Here is a 20,523-nt window from a genome sequence, read left to right on the forward strand (position 1 = left end):
CCCCTGCCGCTCCCCTGCGACGTCGCGGCGCAGTCCGGGGAATCGGGGAGTCCAGGTGCTCGACAGTGTGCGGCTGCTGACCGGCGGTCCATGGATCTATGCGGTGGTGGCCCTGTCCGTGCTGCTGGACGTGTTCCTGCCGGTGCTGCCCAGCGGCGTACTGGTGATCACCGCGGCGACGGCCGCGGCTGCGGGTTCGACGGCCGCCGCGGCGGCAGGATCGACGGCGGCCGCTGCCGCCGACCAGGTACCGCCGCAGGAAGTGCCCTCGCTGCTGGCGCTGCTGCTCTGCGCGACCACCGCTTCGGTCCTGGGTGACCTCGTCGCGTACCGCGTCGCCTGGCGCGGCGGAGAACGGCTGGACCGGGCCATCGCGCGCTCCCGGCGGCTGACATCGGCGCAGGAACGTCTCGGCGCGGCGATCGCCCGGGGTGGCGGCCTGCTCGTCGTCATCGCACGCTTCGCCCCTGCCGGACGCTCGGTCGTGTCCTTGGGCGCGGGCGCCGCGCACCGCAGGGTGCAGGAGTTCCTGCCCTGGTCCGCCCTCGCGGCCGTGGCCTGGGCGGGCTACAGCGTCGCCCTCGGCTACTTCGGCGGCCAGTGGCTGGGCGCGACCTGGGTGGGCGTGGGCGTGTCCGCCCTCGCCCTCGTGGGGGCGGGCGCGCTGGCGGCGTACGTCATGCGACGTCCGGCTCCGGAACCCGCCTAGCCCCGCGCACCTCCAGCCCGTCGAGGAGCGCGCGGGTCGCCTCCGCGATCTCGTCGACGGCCCGGTCGAACACTTCCTGGTTGTGCGCGGCCGGCGCCCGGAAGCCGGACACCTTCCGTACGAACTGCAGGGCTGCGGCCCTGACGTCCTCCTCGGTGGCCTCGTGCGGGAGAACGGGCGGTCGGAGAGTCTTGATGCTGCGGCACATGACTCCAGTGTGGGCCATGGGGCCCTCGGCCCGGAGGCCGTCAGGCGTGCGTTCCCCAGCCGTGTGTACCGCAGCCGGGGGCCGGGCGGCCCATCACGCCGCGTCGCGGACTTCCCCGCCCATGGCGGCCTCGTCCACCGCTGCGGCCCACTCCACAAGAAGCCGCTGGTAACACGCCTCGTCCACGGCGGACAACCGGCCGCCGGAACGGGCCCAGAGTGCGCGAATCTCCGCATTCACCACGGCAGCGGACCGCACGGAACCAGGCTTGCGAAGGTTGGGGGACATACGCACAAGGCTACGGCTCCCCACTGACAACCGGCACCCATAGGCCGGTTGCGGTGACGGATGCCATAGTTTCAACCCCGTCGGCAGGGCCTTCGAAGGCCTCAGGACGCGAACCGTGTCACTTTCGTCACTTTGCAGTTGACGTTCTCCGGCACCTTCGTCAGCGCCTGCACCTTCTTCTCGGCCTTCTGCCCGGGCGCCAGATGGCTGGTGGCGGCGAACCCGTCCTCGACGCGGGTGCCCGTGCTCGTCACGAACTCGACGTTCACCCAGTAGTTGCTCGCCTTGCTGCTCTTGTTCGTGATGGTCAGCTCGGCGGAGGGCCAACCCGTGACGTCGTCGACCTCACACCCGGTGATCTCGACGTCCTCCACGTGCCCCCGGTCCGCCGGTTCCGCGGCAGTCCCCGCACCGGACCGCGCGCTTCCACTCCCTCCACCCGCCCCGGCGCTGCCCGACTTCCCCACGACCGCGCCCAGCAGCGCGATTCCGAGGATCAACAGCAGTGCCAGCCCGCCGAGCACGCCGAACGTGGCGATGAGCACGGTGTTCGACTTCCTGGGAGGCCAGGGGGGAGGGGTGCCCCAGCCCGGCGGCTGTGGGCCCGGCGGCTGTGGGCCGGGCGGCTGCGGGCCGGCCGAATGCGGACGCGGACCGGACACGAATCCCCCACGGCTCGTACGGACGAGACGGGGGCCACCCTACGACCGGAGCGCGCGACCCGCTACGTTCGGAGGAATGACTGAGGCCTGGCACCCAACCGCTCCCGGAGTCCTGCGCCTGCCCTCCGGCCGGCTCGTCCGCGGGCGCGCCCTTCGCCGCCCCGTCCCACCCGGACCTCTTCCCACGTACGCGGTCCACCTCTACGGCAAGGAGCCTCCGGCCGTCCCCTGGGAGGCCCACTGGCTCCGATGGCCCGACTTCCGCCTCCCCCACGACCCCGCCCACGCGCGCATCCTTCTCCATGAGGCCTGGACCCTCGCCGCCACCGAACGCGTCGAGATCGCCTGCGGCGGCGGCCGGGGCAGGACCGGCACGGCGCTCGCCTGCCTCGCCGTCATCGACGGCGTACCGCCGGATCGTGCCGTGGCCTTCGTACGGCGGCACTACGACGCCCGCGCCGTGGAAACGCCCTGGCAGCGGCGGTACGTGCGCCACTTCACCCTGTGACCCTGCCGTAAGGCCGTCCGGCCGCTCCGCGCGGCCCGGGCTCCGAAGAAGCCGACCCGGCGCGTACGACCGGGCACTTGATGCTTCCTCGCGCGAAACCGGATCGATTTCCGGTCACACCTCTATCCCGATGGCCGGAATGGATGCATGCTGTGCGCACCCCGCCCGGTGCTGAATCTCCGGGCGGGGGCCACGCCGTCCCTCCCGACCTCCCCACGGGAGGGCCGACGCCTGCCCGGGCGCTGCCGGTCCGGCCGTACCGAACGGTTCAGCAGGACCGACCAGTTCCTGCCCGCGCCTACCGGGCGATCCGAGCGATCCGGGCGGGTGACGACTCGACGGTCGCGGTCACCCGGCGGGTCAACACGTGCGTGGTGCTGCCGTCGTGCTCCTCGATGTCCCTGACGTGCTCGAAGCCGAGCTTGCGAAGCAGGGCCAGTGACGCCGTGTTCGGCGCCGCCACCGTGGCATGCACCTCGCTCAGCCCGAGGGTGCCGAAGCCGTGGGCGACGACGGCCGCAGCGAGTTCGGCGCCCAGGCCGGACCCCCAGGCCACCGGCGCCAGGGCGTAGATGATCTCGTGACCTCCGACGGCGTCGGTCGGTTTGATCTCGGCATGCCCGACCAGCAGTCCGCCCCGGCGAACGGCCCAGACGTCGAACAGTTCCCCGGCGTAGACCTTCGTGAAGATCCGCCCGAACAGGGCCCGGTCCTCGGCCTCCGACGAAGTACCGTCCCCCATCCACCGCGACACCCTCGTGTCCTGGAACAAGGCGACGAAGTCCTCTTCGTCCTCAGGGCGATACGGCTCCAGGAGCAGCCGTTCGGTGCGCAGAGTCGGGGTCACGCGCGGCGACGTTACCCACGCGGGACCGGCGTCGGCAATCCACTTTTCGACACCATGAGGATGCTGGTCGAGGAGCTCAGTCACTGCCCCGGCGGACTTCGTCCCCGGCATCCGGATCGAGACACACGGCCCGGTGGGCAGGGCGTACGAACTCACCGGGAAGGGGTACGACTCCGCGGACCCGTACGGCCACCACACTGGGGACGCCGGACCGGCGATCCCGGATGGTCACAACTCGCCAGCGGTGGCGAGGAGGTACGTCCTTCGCCGGCAGTTCGGTCGTATCGAGATGAACCCAACGGTCGTAGTTGGTGAGGCAGGGCACAACATCGGCCTTGCAGTGGCGGCAGCGCGGCGGCTCGTACCCAGTCACGTCGTCCGGACCAGGTTCAGGCCTGGGTGGGTCCGTGGCGCCCTCGTGGACGGCGATCTCGTTGGCGTGCTCGTTCCAGCAGCGTTCACAGAGCACGGCCATGAGACTGATGCGACCACGTTCACTCACCGACGGCCCGTCGTCACAACAGCGTTGACAAACAATCCCGGGATTGTCCCCAATCGCCCCCATGCGTTCGAGAGTGAACACGGACGTTCAGGGCCGAAAGGGCGCGTATGGGTCGCATCGGCGCGCGGCCGATGCCCGGCGACGCGGCGGTCTCCTGCACGGTCGTGCCCTACGAGGACGGCTCGGACCACACGTCCGGGCCGCCGCCCTGCCACTCGATCAGCTCCGGGTCGTCGATCGCGGTGTCGGCCTCCGGCAGCTCCGCGCGGCGCAGGAACTCCAGCAGGTCGAACAGGTCGTACGCGGTCCCCACGGACTCGCCACGGATCGTCACGCGTCTGCCACCCTCCGGCGACAGCGGATGAACGACGACGGGCGCGTGAGCCATGGTTTCAGCGTCCACCCGGACCTATCCGGGCGCATCCGGACAGCGCGAGACGCCCGCCATACGGGTGAAGGCCGCCCCTGTGCAGGGTTGACCACCAGGACATGCGGCGCGCCACCGGTTCTCGGCAACCGAGCAATACCGACGTCCGCCACGGCCGAGACATCGGCACCAGCGCCGAGGAGCCCCCGGGGGGCGAGGCCTCGGGGGGCGAGGCCTCGGGGGGCGAGGCCTCGGGGACAGTCTTGAACAGGCTCTGTCGGCCCTCGATGAGCAGGCCGCCGAACCGGGAGCCGATGCGCTCGTCGGCCTTCGGGTCACTGCGACGCAGTCCGGGGGCGGGCAGGACTTTGGACGGTTCGTGGCCCACGGGACCGCGGTCAGGCAGTTCCGGCCCCGAGGCCGACGAGGGCTCCGGTCGCGGCGCGCACTGATCACCTCGAGGCCACATCCCCTCCCGGGGAGCCGGAAGCCGCGTCCCCGGAGGTGGGCCCCCAGGGCCACCTGGCCTCCTCGCCGGCCTCCAGGAGCGGGATCAGCCGAAACGCGGCATCGCTGAGGCCGCCGAAGGTGTGCCGCCGGGGCCCGGCGGCACTGTGGCCCATGGAGTAGCCGGCCAGATTCCACGTGTAGACGGGGATGTGCTCGGGCACGGCGCTGAGCGGCTCGATGCAGGGCGTCCAGTGGGCCTGTTCGTCGGTGACGACGACGACTCGGTTGTGCTCGGCGTAGTGCCGGGTGACCGCTCCGGCGGTGTCGGTGCCCCCGAGGTCGTGGAACCGGTCCAGCGCCCGGAGGACGGACTCGCCCGGCGCCGGCTCGATCGGCCGGCTGTCGGTGCCGAACTCGACGAGGTCGGCCTGCTCGGCCCTCATCGCCAGTGCGGTGCCGAAGATGGCGGCGGAATCGGCCCGGTTGAGCTGGGTACCCCCACTGGGCAGGTCGAACATCGAGCCCGACCGGTCCACCAGGACCAGGGTCCGACCGGGCAGAGCCGGCACGTTGGCGAGCGAGTGCCCGAGGGCCGCCTCCAGGGACTGCTCCCACCGCGGTGACGGCGCGTTGCGGTGGGCAGCCAGGTAGCGGAACGGGAACTGGCGGGAGCGGAACACCTCGGCCGGGTCGGAGATCCGGCGGGCCACGTCCGCGGCCACCCGGTCGCCGACGCCGGCGAGGTCGAAGTTGCGCAGATTGCGCACGAGCGCCATCGCCCCCATCGAGGGGATCACGGCCTCCCAGACCGCCGCGTCCAGCGGCCCGTGCAGCCAGCCCGCGAGCGCTTCCCAGGTCATCCCGGCCGCGGCCAGCCGCTCGCCACCGTCCGCCCCGGTGACCAGGTCGTACCGCTCATCGGCCGGGACGGACATCAGCGCGTCGTGGGCGGTGAGGAGCGGTTCGCCGGCCGGTGGTGCGGCGCGGTCGGGGTGGTGGCGCCGGTCCAGGGCGTACCGGAACAGCTCCCCCTGCCAAGGCCGGTCAGGAGCCGGGGCGGCGTGGGTCAACTCCAGGACATCGCCGAAGCGGAAGCCCCGTGAGCCCGTGTCGTACTTGAGCAGCGCGCGGCCGGTGTAGAGCCGGCGCACGGCGTCCGCGACCCCGCGCTTGACCGGCTGCGGCAGCCTCCGCCCGTACCGGGAGGTCCAGTACGCCAGCAACTCGCCCGGCTCGTCGGCACGTTGCAGCACAGCGTCGACGGCCTGCCGCGAGAAACCGGCGGCGCGGGCATCCAGCCGGCCACGGACGAACTCGGCGGCGCCCACCACCGACGCCGTCCGCATATGGGCTTCGGTGCGGAGCCAGCGCAGCAGCCCGAGGGTCCACTCCGGGTCGCTGACCGCGAGTTGGCGGACCAGCCGGGCGTAGCGCTCGTCGCGTGACCGGGCACTCTCGTAGAAGCTGCTCTGTCCGGCCATATGGGCGACGGCGAGCAGGAAGAGCTCGGACTTCGGCTCCCGGGCGTACCCGGCACCCCCCTGGTGGTTGATGCCCTGTGGCAGAGGGAAGACCGTCCGCCGGGCGGTCCGTGACGGCGGGAGAATCCACCGGCCGTGCGTGGAGAGCGTGGATGTCGCTCCGCCTTCGGTCAAACCCGGTATCTCGGCCTGGATCTCGCTCCTGGCTTCGGACTTGGCCCGCTGACGGTTGAACCGGGTCATGCAGAGATCCCCCTGGAGGGTGGCGGTCGAAGGGGCGCACCGTCGGAACGCACGAAGCGCGGCTCGGCGCACGCGAAAGAAGGCGCCTCCCGAGATCAAAGGTGGGCACCGGTGTTTGTCGACAGGAAGTAACCGGGGCGCGGCGCATCGGAAGGCGTCGAACCGGGACGCTACCCGGGCCGGCTCGGAGATGCATCCGAATTCTCGGAGCCGCCCCACGTCTGCACTGCGCCGTCGGCCGCCGACCGACTGAGACCGAACGCTCGATCTCGCACGCCCGTCGTCAGCGACACCTGCCTTGTATGCCTGGCAAGGGTCTCCGAGGCCCCGCCCAGCTCATCCGGCCTCGGCGCGACCACGTCATGGGTGCTTGTGCCTGCACCCTCGTGGCCGGCGGCTCATGTTTCCGCCCATACGCGAAGAAGGGCCTCCCGCATGCGCGGTTTCGGCGTGCCCTGGCCGCTGTTCTGCCGGCCCCAGGCGGAGAGGGTCAGCGGGTCGGCCGTGCCCGCCACGAAACGGGCGAGCAGGATCTGGGAAAGGGCGAGCTCCTCGGGGCCGTAACCACCGGCTGCGGCCGAGTACACCGGTACCTCCTCCACGCCGTCCGCCGTCTCCAGGCGCAGAGACATCTCCGGCGGCTCGTTGCCGAGGCCGGACGCCGCCGTGAGCAAGGCGTCCAGGGCCATCCCCAGTCGGCGGCCCGGTGTCCCGCGCAGGGGCGCAGCCTCAACGGCCGCAGAACTCAGGTCCGTCCACGTCCATGCCCGGAGGCCGTCGGGGCCCACCGCCTCCAGGCCCTCGGCGGTGAGCCGGACGCCATGCCCGTCCGCGGCCGGCGGGGAACCCACGTACACGGACTCCTCGCTGATCCAGAACAGTCCGACCATCGCCACGGTTCACTCTCCCCTCGTATGTGCGGCACGGGGCGCCCAGGGATCGGTGAGGGCGCGGACGACAACCTCGAGGTTGCGCTGGTTCTTGCCGGAACCGAACACGTTGAACGGCATCTTCGATCGGCTCTCGATGCGCACCAGGGAACCGGCCGATGCATCCGGTTGCAGGTCGATGGTCACGGTCTCTCCCCAGCTCCAACCCGACATGGATGTCTTTGCGTTGATGCTTCGGCCGGCGGGATCCCTCCCCAAGGCCGCGGCCGAGAGTGCTGGCACGGCCTCAGGGCTTTACGGCTTCACGGCTTCACGGCTTCACGGCTTCACGGCTTCACGGCTTCACGGCTTCACGGCTTCACGGCTTCCAGGGCTTCACGGCTTCCAGGGCACGCTCGAACGCCTCACGGAGGGCACGCCCGGTCGGAGCTCTTACTTCGCGGCGCTCCCGAACGACGGCATGATTTCTCCCTTTCGAGCCGGATGTGTCCCCTCCGGCCAACGCGCCCCCGCCGGTGGCCACGCCGCCCTGTGGCTTGGGTTCGAGGAAGGGGGGCGTGTCCTGCCGGCACGTCGCTCCGGCCGGCGGGAGGGTGCCGTCGATGAAGTAGCTGCTCTCGTATCTGTTGACGCAGCTGCTGGGGTTGAGCAGTGCGGTATGCCCGTATCCGTTGTGGGTGAGCAGGCGAGCGTCGGCCAGTTCTTCGGCCATGGCCTGCGCGCCCGAGTAGGGAGTGGCGGGGTCGTAGGTGGTGCCGACCAGCAGGACGGGGTGTGCCGTCGGCTTGTTCCACGGGCCGCGATAGGCGTCGGCCGCAACGGCGGGCCAGGAGGCACACCCCACGGTGGCCCAGGTCCAGAAGCGTCCGGCATCGCCCGCACGGGTGGCGCTGGCCTCCTCCAGGGCGTGGTAGGCACCGGGGTCACGCGGATTGGGGCTGTCGCCGCAGAACACCGCAGCGGCCTGTTCCTCGCCCGTGTACGGATTCGGATGCGGGACCGGTGGTGCGGGTGGGGGTGGGGACGGCTCCGGGACGCGGCCCTGCCAGAGGTTCTGCAGCCTGCCGGCGAGGTCCGTCCATCCTGGGTGGACGTTGTAGAGGCCGGGCACTACGTCACCGACCGTACGGCCATAGGTCCACGTGCCCACCGGATGCTCCCGGAGGCGCCCCATCAGCTGGTCGAACTTGTCCCGGGTCGCTTTGGGGCTGCCGGCGGAGAAGGCGCAGCGGGCGGTGGTGGTGGACCCGCACAGGGCGAGGAACTCGTCCAGGACTGCTGCCGCGCCGCGGTCCGAGCCCATGCGCAGGAATGTCGTGAGCCGGGGTTCCTCCTCGGAGGCGTGGTTCGTCCAGGCCTGCGGGTCGATGTTGCTGTCGAGGACCATGGCGCGGACCTTGCCGGGGAAGAGGTTGGCGTAGGTGGCGCCCAGGAACGTGCCGTAGGAGATCCCGAGGTAGCTGAGTTGCGGGTCGCCCACTGCCTGGCGGAGCTGATCGAGGTCGCGAGCGGTGTCGGTGGTCGACACATGGCGCAGGAGCTCGGGGTCACGCTGCCTGCAGCGCCGGGCCAGATCCTTGTACGCGGCGATCCATGCCGTCCGCTGCTGTTCGCCCACCGGGAGGCCGGCCGGTCTGCCCGCAACCCACGCGTCGGCTTGCCCGGGGCTGTCGAAACAGTTCACCGCGGTGCTGTTGCCGACTCCGCGTGGGTCCCAGCTGACGATGTCGAACCGCTCCCGCACCTCGCGCGGGAAGAACTCGTAGTTCTGTGGCATCTGCACCGTTCCGGGCCCGCCGGGCCCGCCGGGGTTGAAGAACAGGGTGCCGATGCGCCGTCCGGGCCCGGTTGCCTTCCGTCTGACGACTGCCAGCTCGATGGTGCGACCACCTGGGCTGCCGTGGTCCAGTGGCACCTTCGCGGTCGCGCAGTCGAACTGACTGCCCTGCACGCAGCGTCTCCAGTCCAGCTGCGGGGCGGGCACCGAAGGTGTCGGCGTACCGCCGGCCGCGGCGGGTTCCGGCCCTGTCAGTACCGTCGAGATCACCGCCGCGGCCATGGCCGCGGCACAGCCCCGACGGCCCGCTACGGGTGCGGATATGTGCATGCCCTGTCCTCCACGGCCGAGCGCCCGATGCCGCCGATGCCGCCGATGCGCTGGACGTCGGCACGCATCCGTTGTCAACAACACCGCGTGCCGACAAGGCCCGCAAACCGACCGCGGCCGAATGCGTCCCGCGACCTCGGCCACGGCCGCCGCGCCGTCCGCCGCACCGTCCCCGACCGGACGGGGTGACCGCGAGAGGGCCCCTGTCCCAACGGCGTTATGCAGGTGTGCCCGTCCGCACGGCACGCTCCGGCGCGCCTGGTGTCCACTTCGTACGGTCCGGCGACCTGGCGAGGGGCAGCATCTGCCCCGAACGCCGGCGTGGGCTACTCCTGGGGATCATCGTGCGGGCACGGCTGCGGACGCGTGGCTGCCGCCCCTTCCGGCCGGGTCCACATTGCGGCGCGACCGTACGGACCGCTGCGAAGCCGTGCGCACAGTGCCGTTCGGCAGGTCTCGTGATGAGGTCCACGCGCTCGTGCTGCGGGCTGCTCCGCCCGCATCGTGGCGATCGAGGCAGTCCGGGACGGCGACACTGTCCAGGACTGGCTCGTGGACCTGGTGGGTGTCACCGCCGACCCCCCGGGCGACCATCGGCCGGCCACCATCTACCGGGGCACGGCCGTGCGGTACCGGGAGCCCGGTTGTGGCACGCCGTCGTTCGTCAACGGCGGCCCGGCCGGGGTCGCGAACCCACGCGTGTCCGCGCTGAGCAAGCCATGCGCCCGCAAAGCCAGTCGAAGCTCCCACCGTTGTGCCCGCAAGTCCGACCAGTGCTGCTTCCATGACTGCTTCCTGGCAGAAGACCGACACTGCGAGCAGAGAAAGATCAAGGTCGGTGGGGTCCGATGCGAAAGTCCCGCACCTCCGCGGCTCAGGCCGATTCCAAGGTTTGTCGCGTGCGGCGGTTCGCCGGAGGAAGCAGTCCGCTCCGAGATCGTGGTACTCGGCGTCGTCGGTGAGCATGTGCCAACTGCGGAGCGCCGGGCGGTCATTACGACGCCCATGCCCGGACCGGCCGACAAGAATTCATCCGCTGCTCGTGACGCGAAGGCTGTGCAGGACGCGTGTAACCCGGCACTCTGGACCGGCCCGTGGACCGGCCACGTGGCGCGCACCAACTCCCGTCCTGAGTACGGAGGTTCTGCATGCGACGCCGTTCTGCCCTTCCGCTCGCCGCACTCGCCCTGGCGCTGCCCGCCGCACTGATCCCGGCGCAGACCGCCTCTGCCGTCCCCGCCGACAAGCCCCAGGTGCTCAGCTCCTGGACCCAGACCAGCGCGTCCAGTTACAACGCCTGGGCGGCCGCCCGGGCCAATCAGGGCGCCTGGGGCGCCTACGGCTTCGACTGGTCCACGGACTACTGCTCGTCCTCGCCCGACAACCCGTTCGGCTTTCCTTTTCAGATGTCATGCGCACGACATGACTTCGGCTACCGGAACTACAAGGCCGCCGGCACGTTCAGCGCCAACAAGGCCAGAATCGACTCGGCGTTCTACGAGGATCTGAAGCGAGTCTGCGCCCGCTACTCGGGCGCCACACGCACCTCCTGCAACGGCACGGCGTGGACCTACTACCAGGCCGTGGTGATCTTCGGTTTCCAGGCGCCGAGCGAGGCTGCGGCCGCCTGAGAGACCTGTGAGGCCCCTCGCTTCGGCGAGGGGCCTCACAGGCACAGGAAGGAGCACCGGTCCCCCCGCCCGACTCAGGCGCACTCCTCACTTGCTGGTGACGTTCCCGGACGGCCAGCTCCGTCAAAGCACGAGGTCAGCTGTCGCAGTGGCCGCTGTCGCGGTCGTCGATGAGCCCGAGGCGGGTCGGCTACCGGCCCAGCAGTTCGCGGGTCGGCGTGCTCGATACCGGCATGTCGAGCCCGAGGATGCGGGCCAGGAAGCGGAAGTGGGCGCCGACGTCCTCGGCGCGGGCCCGCCGGTTCCGCCCCGCTGCCGCCCATCCGCCTCCCTCCTCGGACGATCCCCCGACAGGCAATCCGCGGGAATCGGACTTACGGTCGAGCAGGAGATGCACCGAGGCGCGGAGCGCTGCTTTGCTTCCGCCCGCTGATCCTCGTCACGACACCAACAGGAGACGACCTGCCATGGCCACAGCATCCGAAACCCCGGTACTGGACACCCTCGCCGCGATGACGGTCGACTCGATCGAGCGGTGCGGGCTGGCCCCGGACATGTTCATGCTTACCCGCATCGCGGCCCTCGCCGCCTCGGACGCTCCGCCGATCTCCTACGTCGCCCACATCGACCCCGCCCTCCAGGCCGGTCTGACCGCCGACCAGTTGCAGGACGTCCTGGTCGCCATCGCCCCCATCGTGGGCACAGCCCGCGTCATGACGGCAGCCGGCAACATCGCCGAAGCACTCAGCATCGAGATCGCCGTCGCCGAAGCCGACGCCCGGGGCCGGGCGTAGAGACGTCACCCGAGGTCTGGAGTCACCGGCCGCGCCCGGCATCGACGATCGGCGCGGCCGACAGCCGGGCAAGTCATGGCGCCATCCCGTGCCGCCGCCCAGTTGACCCACTCCCACGACTGCCCCACTCCCACGACGGCAACGAACTGTGCGTTGCTGTGCTGAGCCCCAGGAGTTCGGAAGATGCCGTACGCGGATGCCCGCTGAGCTGCGGTGGCACGCCGGGCGCTGATCGCGCGGGGCGTCAGGGCAGTGCAACCTCGCCCGCGTGGACGGCACGCATGGCGCGCTCAACAGTCTCCTGGTTCTCGCCGACCGGAGCCACGTAGTCGATGACGCCGCGCGCGGCGTCCTCCCCGAGCGTGCGGGTGATCACCCACGCGGCGAGATACTGGGACGCCAGGCAACCGCCCGCCGTAGCGATGTTCCCCTCGGCGTGGAACGGCGCATCCAGCACGGTGACGTCGCGGGCTTCGACAAAGGGCCGGCTCTTCATGTCCGTGCAAGCCGGCATACCGTCCAGCAACCCGAGCCGGGCGAGCACCAGCGCGCCGGAGCACTGCGCACCGATCAGCTGCCGCGAAGGGTCGAGCAGCAGCCTGGAGATCAGCCGATCGTCGGCCACCACCTCTCGCGCCTTCACCCCGCTACCGATCAGCACGACGTCCGCTTCGGTCACGAACCCCATCGGGCGCTGCCCGGTCACCTCGACGCCGTTCATCGACGTGACCACCGGCGTCGGCGTCGTGATGAAGGCCTCCAGACCGTCCTTACGGCACCGGTTGATCAGCGCGGAAGCGATGAAGCTGTCGAGCTCGTTGAACCCGTCGAAGGTGACTACGGCTACCTGCATCACAACTCCTCCAAATACGGCATCAGCTCTCGAGCCTCCCTGGCGCGCGGTTCCGGGTCGATAGCCAATCAGCGGCTGGTGGCATGCCTGCCGCCGCTCCGCGTTTCGAGCTCCGAGATCGATCCGATGATGCAGCGGCTGCCGTCGGACCCCTGGGTAGGGTGGGCGAGACAGCACATCGTGAACCGGAAAGATCGTGAACCGGAAAGGGAGCAGACTTGAGCGAGTCGGCGTCCATAGCCCTGCAGCAGGAGATCGCCCGGGAACTCCAGGTCTCCGAGACCTTCGAGGCCGAGCGGGACATCGAACGACGGGTGGCCTTCCTCACCGAGCGGCTGACCTCCACCGGTCTGCGCTCCCTCGTGCTCGGCATCAGCGGCGGCGTCGACTCCACCACCACCGGCCGGCTGTGCCAGCTCGCCGTCGAGCGGGCTCGGGCCACCGGGCACGAGGCGCGGTTCTACGCGATGCGGCTGCCCTACGGGGTCCAGGCCGACGAGCACGACGCCCAACTCGCGCTCTCCTTCATCCGGGCCGACCACGTGCTGACCGTGGACATCAAGCCCGCGAGCGACGCCGCGCTCAAGGCCTCGCTGACCGCCGGTGTGAGCTTCCGCGACGCCCACCACCAGGACTTCGTGCACGGCAACATCAAGGCCCGGCAGCGCATGATCGCCCAGTACGCGGTGGCCGGCGCGCACGACGGCCTGGTCGTCGGCACCGACCACGCCGCCGAGGCGGTCTCCGGCTTCTTCACCAAGTTCGGCGACGGCGCCGCCGACCTGATCCCGCTGACCGGCCTGACCAAACGCCGGGTGCGCGCCGTCGCGGACGCGCTGGGCGCGCCCGCCGAGCTGGTGTGGAAGACCCCGACGGCCGACCTGGAGACCCTCGACCCGGGCAAGGCCGACGAGGACGCGCTCGGGGTCACCTACGACGACATCGACGACTTCCTGGAGGGCAAGCCGGTGGACGAGCGGGCCTTCGAAACGATCGTCCGCCGCTACCGCCTCACCGACCACAAGCGCCGGCTGCCCGTCGCTCCCTAGAACCGGCATCGGTACCGGACGCCTCGCCGCAATGGCGAGAACGATCAAGGCCCAGGCTCCCCGCATAAGCCGGTGAACTGGGCCTTTGTCGTGATCCCTGCTGGTGGGGTCGCCCGGTGATGTCAGGTCCGGCGGCTGTGCACCGCCCCGGAGACTCTGCGTCCTTCCCCCTCGCAGGTGGCCAGGGCGCCGCTCGGCATCTGTACCGGAAGCCGTTCGGACCGGGCCGCGGGCATCGCCCGTAAGCTTCCCGCGCGTCGGGCGGCCTCCATCCGGACGCAACTGGTTCAAGCAAGTGGGCGCGGACGGTTTCGAACCGCCGACATCGCCGCTGAGGTCCGGCAGGCCGCTCAGGCGGTGGCCGGCGGTTGACGGCCGTCGGCAGCGGCCGACGTGGTGGCTGTATTCCTGTGCCGCACCGATCGGACCGCATGGCGAGCCTGGGCCAGGTTGTCGCGGCTGGTGACGGTGTCGGGGTGACTGTCACCCAGCACCTGTTCGCGCTGCGCCAAAGCCGTCTCGAACAGGGCTATGGCCCGTCCAAGATCCCCCGCCGCCTGGTAGGCGTGGGCCAAGTTGTTGCGGCTGGTGACGGTGTCAGGGTGACTGTCACCCAGCACCTGCTCGCGCTGCGCCAAAGCCGTCTCGAACAGAGCTATGGCCCGTCCAAGATCCCCCGCCGCCTGGTAGGCGTGAGCCAGATTGCCGCGCCCGGTAAGGGTGTCAGAGTGGCTGGGACCAAGTATCCGCTCCTGATGAGCGAGGTTGGCCGCATACAGCTGAATGGCTCGCTCCACGTTCCCCGCCGCACGGTGGGCATAAGCGAGGTTGTTGCGGCTGACAAGCGTCCGGCGGTCATCGGTGCCGAGGGCCTCCTCCTGGTGGGCGATGTTGAGCTCCAACAGCGAGGTTGCTCGTTCCGGGTTTCCCGCCTCCACGTAGGCGTACGCGAGATCGTCGCGAGTGATGACGGTGAGGGGATGGTCGGTGCCCAGCGCCCGCACACACTGGTCGAGAACGGTCTCCCCCAGCGGGATGGCACGGTCCAGATCCCCGGCACAGCGGTGGGTGTTGGCCACGAAGTTCCGGCTCTGCAAAGTTCGGGGGTGGGTGGGGCCGAGCGCCTCCTCATAATGGGCGAGGGTGGTCTCCAGCAGTGGAAGAGCCTGTGCGGGATCCCTCGCCGCGTCGTAAGCGACCACCAGGTTGTTGCGGCTTCGCAAGGTGCGGGGGTGGTTCGGACCGAGTGTTTCCTCATGATGGGCGAGGGAGGCCCGTAACAGTGGTACAGCCCGGCTATAGCTTTCCTGCTGATGCAGGTATTCGGATACGAACAGGTAGGCCCTGTCCACGTCATCGGGAATGCGGCCGACCGGGGTGCTGGCTGCGAGAGCGATCACGTGAGGGATCAGGTGCTGCCACTTCTCCGGCGGGGCGAAGGAGCCGTCCCTGTGCGGGCTCAGGGCGAGCAATAGTGTCTGTTCGGCTTCGTGTCTACCTGCGGGTGGGCCATCGGCGTCGGTCTGGGAGCGGGTCCGGAGCACGGTTTGCACCAGGCGGTGCACGCTGATGTCAGGGCCGGTGAAGGTGACCATGTTGTAGGCGTGCAGCACCCCCAGGGCTTCGTTGAGGTTGAGGGCGCGGGGCTCTGGAGCAAGGTGGGTGATCACGCTGCGGGGGAGGCCGTCGGGCGCGAGCCAGGCCACGGTGTGGAGCACCGTCACGGCCAGTGGGTCTTCGGCGGTGATCGCGGTGAGGGTGTGGTCCCAGATACGGGCGATGGTGCGTTCTCCATCAATACCGCCGTCGTCCCTGGCCAGCATCAGTCCCAGGGCTTGCCGGTAGTCCTCCATGTCGGTGCCGGTCTGGTGCAGGTAGGCGCCGGCTTGCTCCAAGGCCAGCGGTAGGTACCCGAGGTCATGCGCCAGGGCCTCGGCCTGACTCCGCTGCTCCGCCGTGGGCCGGCGACCGTCCAGGGCCAGGGCGATCAGCAGGTCGGTGGCAGCGGTCGGATCGAGCAGGCCCAGGGGCATGGTGGGGGCGATGGTGTGCCATCCGGTGGCCCGGCGGCTGGTGGCCAGGTGGTGCCCCAGGGCCAGGGTTCCCAGGTACGGGCCCAGGTCCGTGGGGTTCTCGACGTTGTCGTAGACCAGCAGCCAGCCCGGATGCCACTGCAACCACAGCATCGCCCACGCGGTCCGTTCATCGGGCCCGGCGATGCCGGCCCACTGCGGGCACAACCGCGCCGCCAGGTCGGCAAGACCGGAATTGATCCGCTCCTGCGACTCCGCGGTGATCCACCACACCATCGTGTACTCATCCCGGTACCGGTGGGCGTAGCGCAGGGCCAGGGTGGACTTCCCCACCCCGCCCAAACCGTGAATCGCCCGGGTCTGCGTGACCACCGTCCCACCGCCGCCGGACAGCATCTCCCGCAGCCGCAACACCGCGTCGTCCCGCCCGACGAACAACCCGGACGCAGAGCCCGGCAGATACCCCGCCCCGGGCGGAGCCGTGACCTCCTGCGCCCAACGCACCGCCTCCGGCGGCAGCATCACCACCCGGGCGCCGTCACCGGTGATCGCCACCCCAATGCTCCCAGCCGCGATCGACCGCTCCCCCGACGCCGTCACCTGGCCGGACCCTGAAGTGCCGTTTGCAGTCAAGGCCGGATCGTGGCGTTGTCGCCGGTGATCGCGGTGGTGATGGTCCGCGCGGCAATCGACCGCTCCCCCGACGCCGTCACCGCGCCCTCACCCGCAGGCAGCAAGACGGCCAGTTCGGCACGCAGTTCGGGATCGTCGCGTAGGGCGCGCTTGAGGTGCCGGCGCAGAACTGCGGCAGTGTCCGGGTCCTGGGGTTCTTCGGCGACCTCGGCCACGGCCGCCTCCAACGCGGCCCGTCCGGCTTCATCCCGGCGGCGCCACACTGCTTGCAGGATGCGTCGGCCCAGGTTGACGGTGGCATCGGCCGCGGCACTCTCCGCCCGCGTCAGCACCGCCACCCCGTAGGCCCCGGCTGCCGCGGTCAGGTAGGGCGCGGCCTGCTCCACCAACTGCCCGGTCTCCGCGTCCACCATCCCGCATCCCCCCGTCACGTGTGCGCCGGCCGACGGCCGGACTCCCGCTCCAGCTCGCGTGCCCCACAGTAAGCGCTCATCCCGCAGCACCCAGGGGGCTTGCGCAAGGGCGGTGGGGGCGCACGGGTGCACGCGGTAGGCGTAGCGGGCGTGGTGGCGCGGTCGGTTTCGAACCGCTGACATCTGCTTTGCAGGACGCGGGCTGTCCCGCTGACTCACTCTGGCTGACGCTGGAACCTCTGAGAATCCCTGCTTGGGCAGACTCCAGAGGCTGGCGCGCTCCGACCATTCTGGACCGCGCCGGGACCTCCGCTCACGCACCGCTCACGCAATCCTGCGCCTTCGATGCGGGCTGACCTGGGGCTGTTCCCGCTGCCGCGCTCTGCGTGATGCACGGCAACACCCCAACCGGTGCTCCCTGCCCCGCTACTCGTCACGGTGATTGCGGGTCCGTCGCGCGGCCACGGCAGACGACACGACGGCGACCAGGCCCGTAACGAGCGACGCGATGCCCTCGGCGCTGGCCACCCCGGCCGCCACGACCACCGAGCCGAAGGCGGTAAGCGAGGTTACGGCCAGGCCCACAAAAGCCGCCCAGGTGCTGGCGGTGGTGGTTGCCCACCAGTGCTCGCGACGTGGACGAGGCTCCCTGCTACGCATAGGTCTTCACCCCCGCCACAACGGAGGACAGCAGCACAATGAGGCCCACGGCGTCGGCACAGACGACATAGGGCCAGCCCTTGATTACCCCGTTACCGTCGTAGCAGATCATGCGCACCCCATACGGCATGAAGGTCAGCCCCATGATGAGCACGACCAAGGCCACGCCAACGGTTGAAGTTGCGATCGGTTTCTGTTCAAGGCTGGCGCCTACGAGTGCGGTGCAAAGTGCGGCGGCAGCTGTGACGATCCAGTCGATCCAGAACACCGCATCGTCCAGCGTAAGTGCGTGCCGTGCTCCCGGTGTTGGCTCCCGCGAGACGAGCTTCAGCCAAGTCTGAAGGGCGGCCACTCCGAAAGCCAGCCCCAGCGTGATCAGCCAGGCCAACCGATCCCCCTCGATCCGATTGTTGGACCGCATCATGCCACTAGTCCCCCTGCATCCACTCTGGTTGCCGGCGGGCAGGAAGGAGCCCCGGCCAGCCGACGGGGGCAGCGGGCCGGGCTGGCGAGAGGACTACGCGCGGGCGGTGACGAGCAGCGTGCCGATGTGGCCAGGCTCAGGAGCGTCGAGCACCAGGGCCTCGACATCGTGGAAGCCGGCGCGCTCCAGAATGCTGGTCCACCTGCGGGGCGTGTAGCTGTAGCGGTAGGTGAACATGGCCTTCCCCGCGAAGCCACCCTTGTACATGCCGGCCGTAGGCGCCGGGCATGGCGGACGGGTGGGAGAACGCCAGGACGCCGCCGGGGTGCAGCCGCTCGGCGATGAGCGGGAACAGCTTGGCCGGGTCGGTGAACCAGGCCGCGCCGGAGATCGAGTTGATGGCGTCGTAGGTCTGGGCGCGTTCGTCGTCGACATTCTCGCCGTCCTGCGCGTAGGAAGTCAGCCGTGTGCAGGCAAAGGCCGTCGCTCCGGCCGGACATGGAAGGGGCACGTAGAACACGTGCAACTGTGCTGCTCGCAGGCAGTCGTTGGCGTACCGTCGGCCAGATCGCATGGGGGTGGGAGGCTGTGTTGTACGGACACGAGGTGATCCTGAACGAACTCGCACAAGGGCTCAGGCCAACTGCTGTGGGTGTCGAGTGGTTCGAGGGCCTGTCGGAGGATGACCAGCGCAAGGCCTTGCACACGCTGGTGCTGTTCTGCGGTCAGGCTCGTGCTCGCGAGGACGATGTGCCGGATAGCATCGCTCGCTCTGGTATTCGCCCCACTCACACGCCTGCGGTGATGCTCACGAAGTGGCGCTTCGGGATGGATTCTCTTCCGGCCTACGAACTCACGAAGTCGTTTCGTCTGCTCATCGCCCTCTTCGGCATCGCCGACACCCGCAGGCGCGCGCTCCACTGCGCCGGCGGATGCGGTCACGAGTGGCACAACTTGAGGGCTCAGCCACAGGATCCGACCTAGGGTTACTTCTTGCCCTGGGACCTGAGTTTTCGCTGGTCCAAGCCAGGCGGAGCCTAGGCTCAGTGGCCGTCGTTGGCCACCGCTGATCGGCCTCGAACGGCTTAGAGTGACTGACGCGCCGCTGGGCTACTCGGATGGACGGGACGTCATCTGTTCGTTCCACTCCGTGCCTACCGAGGAGATCGTGATGTCGGTCGGATCGTGGTGTCGTGCATATGGGAAACCGCTGGACGTTGGCCGTTCGGGATCAAGAGCGTGGCTGCAGCCAGTGACGCGCGGCGGCCAGTGTCACTTCGATGTCGTCGCTCCATGAACAGACTTCCAACCACGACAGGTAGCCGCCCTGCGTGAAGACCAGGACCTCACCGGGGCAGTCGCCGGCCTCCGTGACGAGCTGCGCTTCGGCCGCCACGACAGTGCTGGGGCCGGTGGGCGCGGGCTCCACCTCGCTGGTTTCGAGTTCGAAGTAAGCGGTACCGCACCCACATGTGCAGCGCGCTCGCACGCTCAGGTGCGGTACTTGTTTTCGGAGCGCGGCATGAACCGAATTGCCCGTGTCCAGGACTGCCACAAGCACGTCGGCTACGTCGGCAGGCAGGCTCTCAGTCATCTCGTCACCGTATCTGACCAGCAGCTTTACTCCGACCGTGCACAGCCGATCGCCGTTCGGCCGGCCAGCGTGTCCACCCGTCCAGGAGCAGGCCGGTGCCAGCGAGGCAGCCGTCGATGACCTCTGGTCGGTACTGCAGCATCTTGCAAACCGTTTACGACTGCTGCCATCCACCGTCGTTGATGTCAGTTTTGGATGTCAGATCCGGCGACGACTACGAGGGGCCGGTCACTCCTCGTCGTTGCGCTCCAGGACCAGACCGACGGACCCGACTTCCAGCCCGTTGCTGTCTTCGAGGTGCAGATGGGCTCCATCCGGAACTCCTTCGCCGGCCAGCACCAGAAGATGCCCGGCAAGCGTCCTGAGACCCGCAGCATTCGCCTCGATGACGACCTCGCTCCCGAGATTCCGCACCTCGATCCGGGCATCGGCATCCCAGGAGAAGCGGAGCCCCCTGCCCTCAACGGCGACCGTGACGTGAGTGCTCTCGATCGGCGCTGAGCCGTTTCCGGAAGTCATGGAACTCATGATGCCGCTACACGGACAGGGCCCCGGAGACCGGGGGGCTAGACCCTCGCACGCAGCACACCGACGGAAGCTCAGGAAGCCCCGGTCACCAGTCGCGCCAGGCGTCCGTGATCCCGGCTCGGTCGATGCCCCTCCTCGCCAACAGCGCAGCCACGTTCACACCATGCTCGCCCAGGGTGAGGTCGACGTACTCGCACAACTGCTCCCGTTCTTCTGTGCAGAAGCGGGCCCCACTGTGGCGCAGATCGCGGTCGACAGCATTGAGCGCGAGAACAACCCTCTCGACCGCCCCGAAAACCTCTTCGTCGGAGGGCTTCACAAGCCCACGCATCTCCGCCTCGAACGCCTCCAGCACGGAGTCCGTCGCCCTCAGCAAGGACTCGGGGTACATCTCCGCCGCGCTGGCACACTCGGGTCCCAAGATCCCGGCCTCGACGTCGCGGGCCACCTGCGCCATCCAGGCACGCCAGTTCTCAGGGGGTCTGCTCGCCATGGCGAGAACGTACGCCGGAGCACTGACAGCCCCGCTCGGTTGTGCGCTCTTGGCCGTGGGTGGCCCACCGCCGATGGCTGCTTCGGACGGCCGTGGATGACCGCCACGATCCGCCCTCGTTGATGTCAGAGCGCCCTGACATCCTGCGCTTGTGAG

The 20,523-nt window shown here is 69.6% G+C and carries 25 protein-coding genes and 2 pseudogenes; 7 read left to right on the forward strand and 20 right to left on the reverse strand.

Annotated features, from left to right (window positions below):
• Window positions 1–55: 55 nt before the first annotated feature.
• Window positions 56–709 carry a DedA family protein gene (locus tag ACFU5O_RS01520; RefSeq protein WP_384234969.1) on the forward strand — a complete coding sequence of 218 codons (654 nt, stop codon included), beginning with the start codon at window positions 56–58 and terminating at the stop codon, window positions 707–709.
• Here the strand turns inward: ACFU5O_RS01520 and ACFU5O_RS01525 are convergent.
• From ACFU5O_RS01525 to ACFU5O_RS01535, 3 genes are all read right to left on the reverse strand, one after another.
• A complete protein-coding gene (locus tag ACFU5O_RS01525) occupies window positions 678–917 on the reverse strand; it encodes a DUF2277 domain-containing protein (protein ID WP_384234972.1) in 240 nt (79 codons plus the stop codon). The genes ACFU5O_RS01520 and ACFU5O_RS01525 overlap by 32 nt on opposite strands.
• A 93-nt stretch (window positions 918–1,010) precedes the next feature.
• A complete protein-coding gene (locus ACFU5O_RS01530; protein ID WP_384234974.1) occupies window positions 1,011–1,205 on the reverse strand; it encodes a hypothetical protein in 195 nt (64 codons plus the stop codon).
• Window positions 1,206–1,306: 101 nt separating this feature from the next.
• The gene (locus tag ACFU5O_RS01535) at window positions 1,307–1,750 is read right to left on the reverse strand and encodes an FxLYD domain-containing protein (RefSeq protein ID WP_384234976.1); all 444 of its coding nucleotides are present in this window, start codon (window positions 1,748–1,750) and stop codon (window positions 1,307–1,309) included.
• A gap of 193 nt (window positions 1,751–1,943) precedes the next feature.
• Here ACFU5O_RS01535 and ACFU5O_RS01540 point away from each other — a divergent pair, with 193 nt between their 5' ends.
• On the forward strand, window positions 1,944–2,375 hold the full coding sequence (locus tag ACFU5O_RS01540) for a protein-tyrosine phosphatase family protein (RefSeq protein ID WP_384234979.1): 432 nt from the start codon (window positions 1,944–1,946) through the stop codon (window positions 2,373–2,375).
• 298 nt (window positions 2,376–2,673) lie between these two features.
• Here ACFU5O_RS01540 and ACFU5O_RS01545 read toward each other — a convergent pair whose 3' ends face one another.
• The 3 genes from ACFU5O_RS01545 to ACFU5O_RS01555 form a co-directional block, all read right to left on the reverse strand.
• Window positions 2,674–3,222 (reverse strand): GNAT family N-acetyltransferase, encoded by a 549-nt coding sequence (locus ACFU5O_RS01545; protein WP_384234981.1) that lies wholly within the window; start codon window positions 3,220–3,222, stop codon window positions 2,674–2,676.
• A gap of 76 nt (window positions 3,223–3,298) precedes the next feature.
• Window positions 3,299–3,697 carry a DUF6083 domain-containing protein gene (locus ACFU5O_RS01550; protein WP_384234983.1) on the reverse strand — a complete coding sequence of 133 codons (399 nt, stop codon included), beginning with the start codon at window positions 3,695–3,697 and terminating at the stop codon, window positions 3,299–3,301.
• A 196-nt stretch (window positions 3,698–3,893) separates the two neighbouring features.
• Window positions 3,894–4,112, reverse strand: coding sequence for a hypothetical protein (locus ACFU5O_RS01555; RefSeq protein WP_384234985.1), 219 nt, complete (start codon window positions 4,110–4,112; stop codon window positions 3,894–3,896).
• Window positions 4,113–4,359: 247 nt separating this feature from the next.
• On the opposite strand from ACFU5O_RS01555, the pseudogene ACFU5O_RS01560 reads away from it, so the two are divergent.
• Window positions 4,360–4,482: pseudogene (locus ACFU5O_RS01560) on the forward strand (hypothetical protein); the annotation flags it as partial.
• A 61-nt stretch (window positions 4,483–4,543) separates the two neighbouring features.
• Here the strand turns inward: ACFU5O_RS01560 and ACFU5O_RS01565 are convergent.
• The 4 genes from ACFU5O_RS01565 to ACFU5O_RS01580 form a co-directional block, all read right to left on the reverse strand.
• Window positions 4,544–6,265, reverse strand: coding sequence for a TROVE domain-containing protein (locus tag ACFU5O_RS01565; RefSeq protein WP_384234987.1), 1,722 nt, complete (start codon window positions 6,263–6,265; stop codon window positions 4,544–4,546).
• A 398-nt stretch (window positions 6,266–6,663) separates the two neighbouring features.
• Window positions 6,664–7,161 (reverse strand): hypothetical protein, encoded by a 498-nt coding sequence (locus ACFU5O_RS01570; protein WP_384234989.1) that lies wholly within the window; start codon window positions 7,159–7,161, stop codon window positions 6,664–6,666.
• 3 nt (window positions 7,162–7,164) lie between these two features.
• Window positions 7,165–7,341, reverse strand: coding sequence for a hypothetical protein (locus tag ACFU5O_RS01575; protein ID WP_384234992.1), 177 nt, complete (start codon window positions 7,339–7,341; stop codon window positions 7,165–7,167).
• 172 nt (window positions 7,342–7,513) lie between these two features.
• Window positions 7,514–9,262: an alpha/beta hydrolase gene (locus ACFU5O_RS01580; protein ID WP_384234994.1), complete on the reverse strand. Its 1,749-nt coding sequence runs from the start codon at window positions 9,260–9,262 to the stop codon at window positions 7,514–7,516.
• A gap of 1,148 nt (window positions 9,263–10,410) precedes the next feature.
• Here ACFU5O_RS01580 and ACFU5O_RS01585 point away from each other — a divergent pair.
• Window positions 10,411–10,893 (forward strand): phospholipase, encoded by a 483-nt coding sequence (locus ACFU5O_RS01585; RefSeq protein ID WP_384234997.1) that lies wholly within the window; start codon window positions 10,411–10,413, stop codon window positions 10,891–10,893.
• A 190-nt stretch (window positions 10,894–11,083) separates the two neighbouring features.
• On the opposite strand, the gene ACFU5O_RS01590 is transcribed toward ACFU5O_RS01585, so the two are convergent.
• On the reverse strand, window positions 11,084–11,251 hold the full coding sequence (locus ACFU5O_RS01590) for a hypothetical protein (protein ID WP_384234999.1): 168 nt from the start codon (window positions 11,249–11,251) through the stop codon (window positions 11,084–11,086).
• A gap of 109 nt (window positions 11,252–11,360) precedes the next feature.
• Between ACFU5O_RS01590 and ACFU5O_RS01595 the strand changes: the two genes are divergently transcribed.
• Window positions 11,361–11,687, forward strand: coding sequence for a carboxymuconolactone decarboxylase family protein (locus ACFU5O_RS01595; RefSeq protein WP_384235000.1), 327 nt, complete (start codon window positions 11,361–11,363; stop codon window positions 11,685–11,687).
• Window positions 11,688–11,931: 244 nt separating this feature from the next.
• Here ACFU5O_RS01595 and ACFU5O_RS01600 read toward each other — a convergent pair whose 3' ends face one another.
• On the reverse strand, window positions 11,932–12,540 hold the full coding sequence (locus tag ACFU5O_RS01600) for a DJ-1/PfpI family protein (protein WP_384236357.1): 609 nt from the start codon (window positions 12,538–12,540) through the stop codon (window positions 11,932–11,934).
• Between the two features lie 218 nt (window positions 12,541–12,758).
• On the opposite strand from ACFU5O_RS01600, the gene nadE reads away from it, so the two are divergent.
• Complete coding sequence (gene nadE / locus ACFU5O_RS01605; RefSeq protein WP_384235002.1) at window positions 12,759–13,589, forward strand: ammonia-dependent NAD(+) synthetase; 831 nt, start codon at window positions 12,759–12,761, stop codon at window positions 13,587–13,589.
• 350 nt (window positions 13,590–13,939) lie between these two features.
• Here the strand turns inward: nadE and ACFU5O_RS01610 are convergent, their stop codons facing one another.
• From ACFU5O_RS01610 to ACFU5O_RS01630, 5 genes and pseudogenes are all read right to left on the reverse strand, one after another.
• Window positions 13,940–16,177, reverse strand: coding sequence for a tetratricopeptide repeat protein (locus tag ACFU5O_RS01610; protein ID WP_384235004.1), 2,238 nt, complete (start codon window positions 16,175–16,177; stop codon window positions 13,940–13,942).
• A gap of 74 nt (window positions 16,178–16,251) precedes the next feature.
• Window positions 16,252–16,668, reverse strand: a complete 417-nt coding sequence (locus tag ACFU5O_RS01615; protein WP_384235007.1) for a hypothetical protein — start codon at window positions 16,666–16,668, stop codon at window positions 16,252–16,254.
• A 426-nt stretch (window positions 16,669–17,094) separates the two neighbouring features.
• Window positions 17,095–17,328 (reverse strand): hypothetical protein, encoded by a 234-nt coding sequence (locus ACFU5O_RS01620; protein ID WP_384235009.1) that lies wholly within the window; start codon window positions 17,326–17,328, stop codon window positions 17,095–17,097.
• Window positions 17,321–17,752 carry a hypothetical protein gene (locus ACFU5O_RS01625; RefSeq protein WP_384235010.1) on the reverse strand — a complete coding sequence of 144 codons (432 nt, stop codon included), beginning with the start codon at window positions 17,750–17,752 and terminating at the stop codon, window positions 17,321–17,323. The genes ACFU5O_RS01620 and ACFU5O_RS01625 overlap by 8 nt, the downstream gene beginning before the upstream one ends.
• 93 nt (window positions 17,753–17,845) lie before the next feature.
• Window positions 17,846–18,164 (reverse strand): annotated as a pseudogene (locus tag ACFU5O_RS01630) (SAM-dependent methyltransferase); the annotation flags it as partial.
• A gap of 194 nt (window positions 18,165–18,358) precedes the next feature.
• On the opposite strand from ACFU5O_RS01630, the gene ACFU5O_RS01635 reads away from it, so the two are divergent.
• Window positions 18,359–18,736 carry a DUF5958 family protein gene (locus tag ACFU5O_RS01635; protein ID WP_384235012.1) on the forward strand — a complete coding sequence of 126 codons (378 nt, stop codon included), beginning with the start codon at window positions 18,359–18,361 and terminating at the stop codon, window positions 18,734–18,736.
• Between the two features lie 247 nt (window positions 18,737–18,983).
• Here the strand turns inward: ACFU5O_RS01635 and ACFU5O_RS01640 are convergent, their stop codons facing one another.
• From ACFU5O_RS01640 to ACFU5O_RS01650, 3 genes are all read right to left on the reverse strand, one after another.
• Window positions 18,984–19,346: a hypothetical protein gene (locus ACFU5O_RS01640; protein WP_384235013.1), complete on the reverse strand. Its 363-nt coding sequence runs from the start codon at window positions 19,344–19,346 to the stop codon at window positions 18,984–18,986.
• Window positions 19,347–19,574: 228 nt separating this feature from the next.
• Window positions 19,575–19,865, reverse strand: a complete 291-nt coding sequence (locus ACFU5O_RS01645; protein WP_384235015.1) for a hypothetical protein — start codon at window positions 19,863–19,865, stop codon at window positions 19,575–19,577.
• Between the two features lie 94 nt (window positions 19,866–19,959).
• A complete protein-coding gene (locus ACFU5O_RS01650; RefSeq protein WP_384235017.1) occupies window positions 19,960–20,367 on the reverse strand; it encodes a hypothetical protein in 408 nt (135 codons plus the stop codon).
• Window positions 20,368–20,523: the final 156 nt, after the last annotated feature.

Source organism: Streptomyces sp. NPDC057445, from assembly GCF_042802855.1.
Classification (GTDB): domain Bacteria; phylum Actinomycetota; class Actinomycetes; order Streptomycetales; family Streptomycetaceae; genus Streptomyces.

Coding starts and splice junctions, on each gene's coding strand:
- ACFU5O_RS01640 (WP_384235013.1), bottom strand. CDS start 19,346: ATGACTGAGAGCCTGCCTGCCGACGTAGCCGACGTGCTTGTGGCAGTC.
- ACFU5O_RS01645 (WP_384235015.1), bottom strand. CDS start 19,865: ATGACTTCCGGAAACGGCTCAGCGCCGATCGAGAGCACTCACGTCACG.
- ACFU5O_RS01565 (WP_384234987.1), bottom strand. CDS start 6,265: ATGACCCGGTTCAACCGTCAGCGGGCCAAGTCCGAAGCCAGGAGCGAG.
- ACFU5O_RS01615 (WP_384235007.1), bottom strand. CDS start 16,668: ATGGTGGACGCGGAGACCGGGCAGTTGGTGGAGCAGGCCGCGCCCTAC.
- ACFU5O_RS01540 (WP_384234979.1), top strand. CDS start 1,944: ATGACTGAGGCCTGGCACCCAACCGCTCCCGGAGTCCTGCGCCTGCCC.
- ACFU5O_RS01530 (WP_384234974.1), bottom strand. CDS start 1,205: ATGTCCCCCAACCTTCGCAAGCCTGGTTCCGTGCGGTCCGCTGCCGTG.
- ACFU5O_RS01580 (WP_384234994.1), bottom strand. CDS start 9,262: ATGCACATATCCGCACCCGTAGCGGGCCGTCGGGGCTGTGCCGCGGCC.
- ACFU5O_RS01555 (WP_384234985.1), bottom strand. CDS start 4,112: ATGGCTCACGCGCCCGTCGTCGTTCATCCGCTGTCGCCGGAGGGTGGC.
- ACFU5O_RS01650 (WP_384235017.1), bottom strand. CDS start 20,367: ATGGCGAGCAGACCCCCTGAGAACTGGCGTGCCTGGATGGCGCAGGTG.
- ACFU5O_RS01525 (WP_384234972.1), bottom strand. CDS start 917: ATGTGCCGCAGCATCAAGACTCTCCGACCGCCCGTTCTCCCGCACGAG.
- ACFU5O_RS01595 (WP_384235000.1), top strand. CDS start 11,361: ATGGCCACAGCATCCGAAACCCCGGTACTGGACACCCTCGCCGCGATG.
- ACFU5O_RS01625 (WP_384235010.1), bottom strand. CDS start 17,752: ATGATGCGGTCCAACAATCGGATCGAGGGGGATCGGTTGGCCTGGCTG.
- ACFU5O_RS01585 (WP_384234997.1), top strand. CDS start 10,411: ATGCGACGCCGTTCTGCCCTTCCGCTCGCCGCACTCGCCCTGGCGCTG.
- ACFU5O_RS01600 (WP_384236357.1), bottom strand. CDS start 12,540: ATGCAGGTAGCCGTAGTCACCTTCGACGGGTTCAACGAGCTCGACAGC.
- ACFU5O_RS01550 (WP_384234983.1), bottom strand. CDS start 3,697: ATGGCCGTGCTCTGTGAACGCTGCTGGAACGAGCACGCCAACGAGATC.
- ACFU5O_RS01620 (WP_384235009.1), bottom strand. CDS start 17,328: ATGCGTAGCAGGGAGCCTCGTCCACGTCGCGAGCACTGGTGGGCAACC.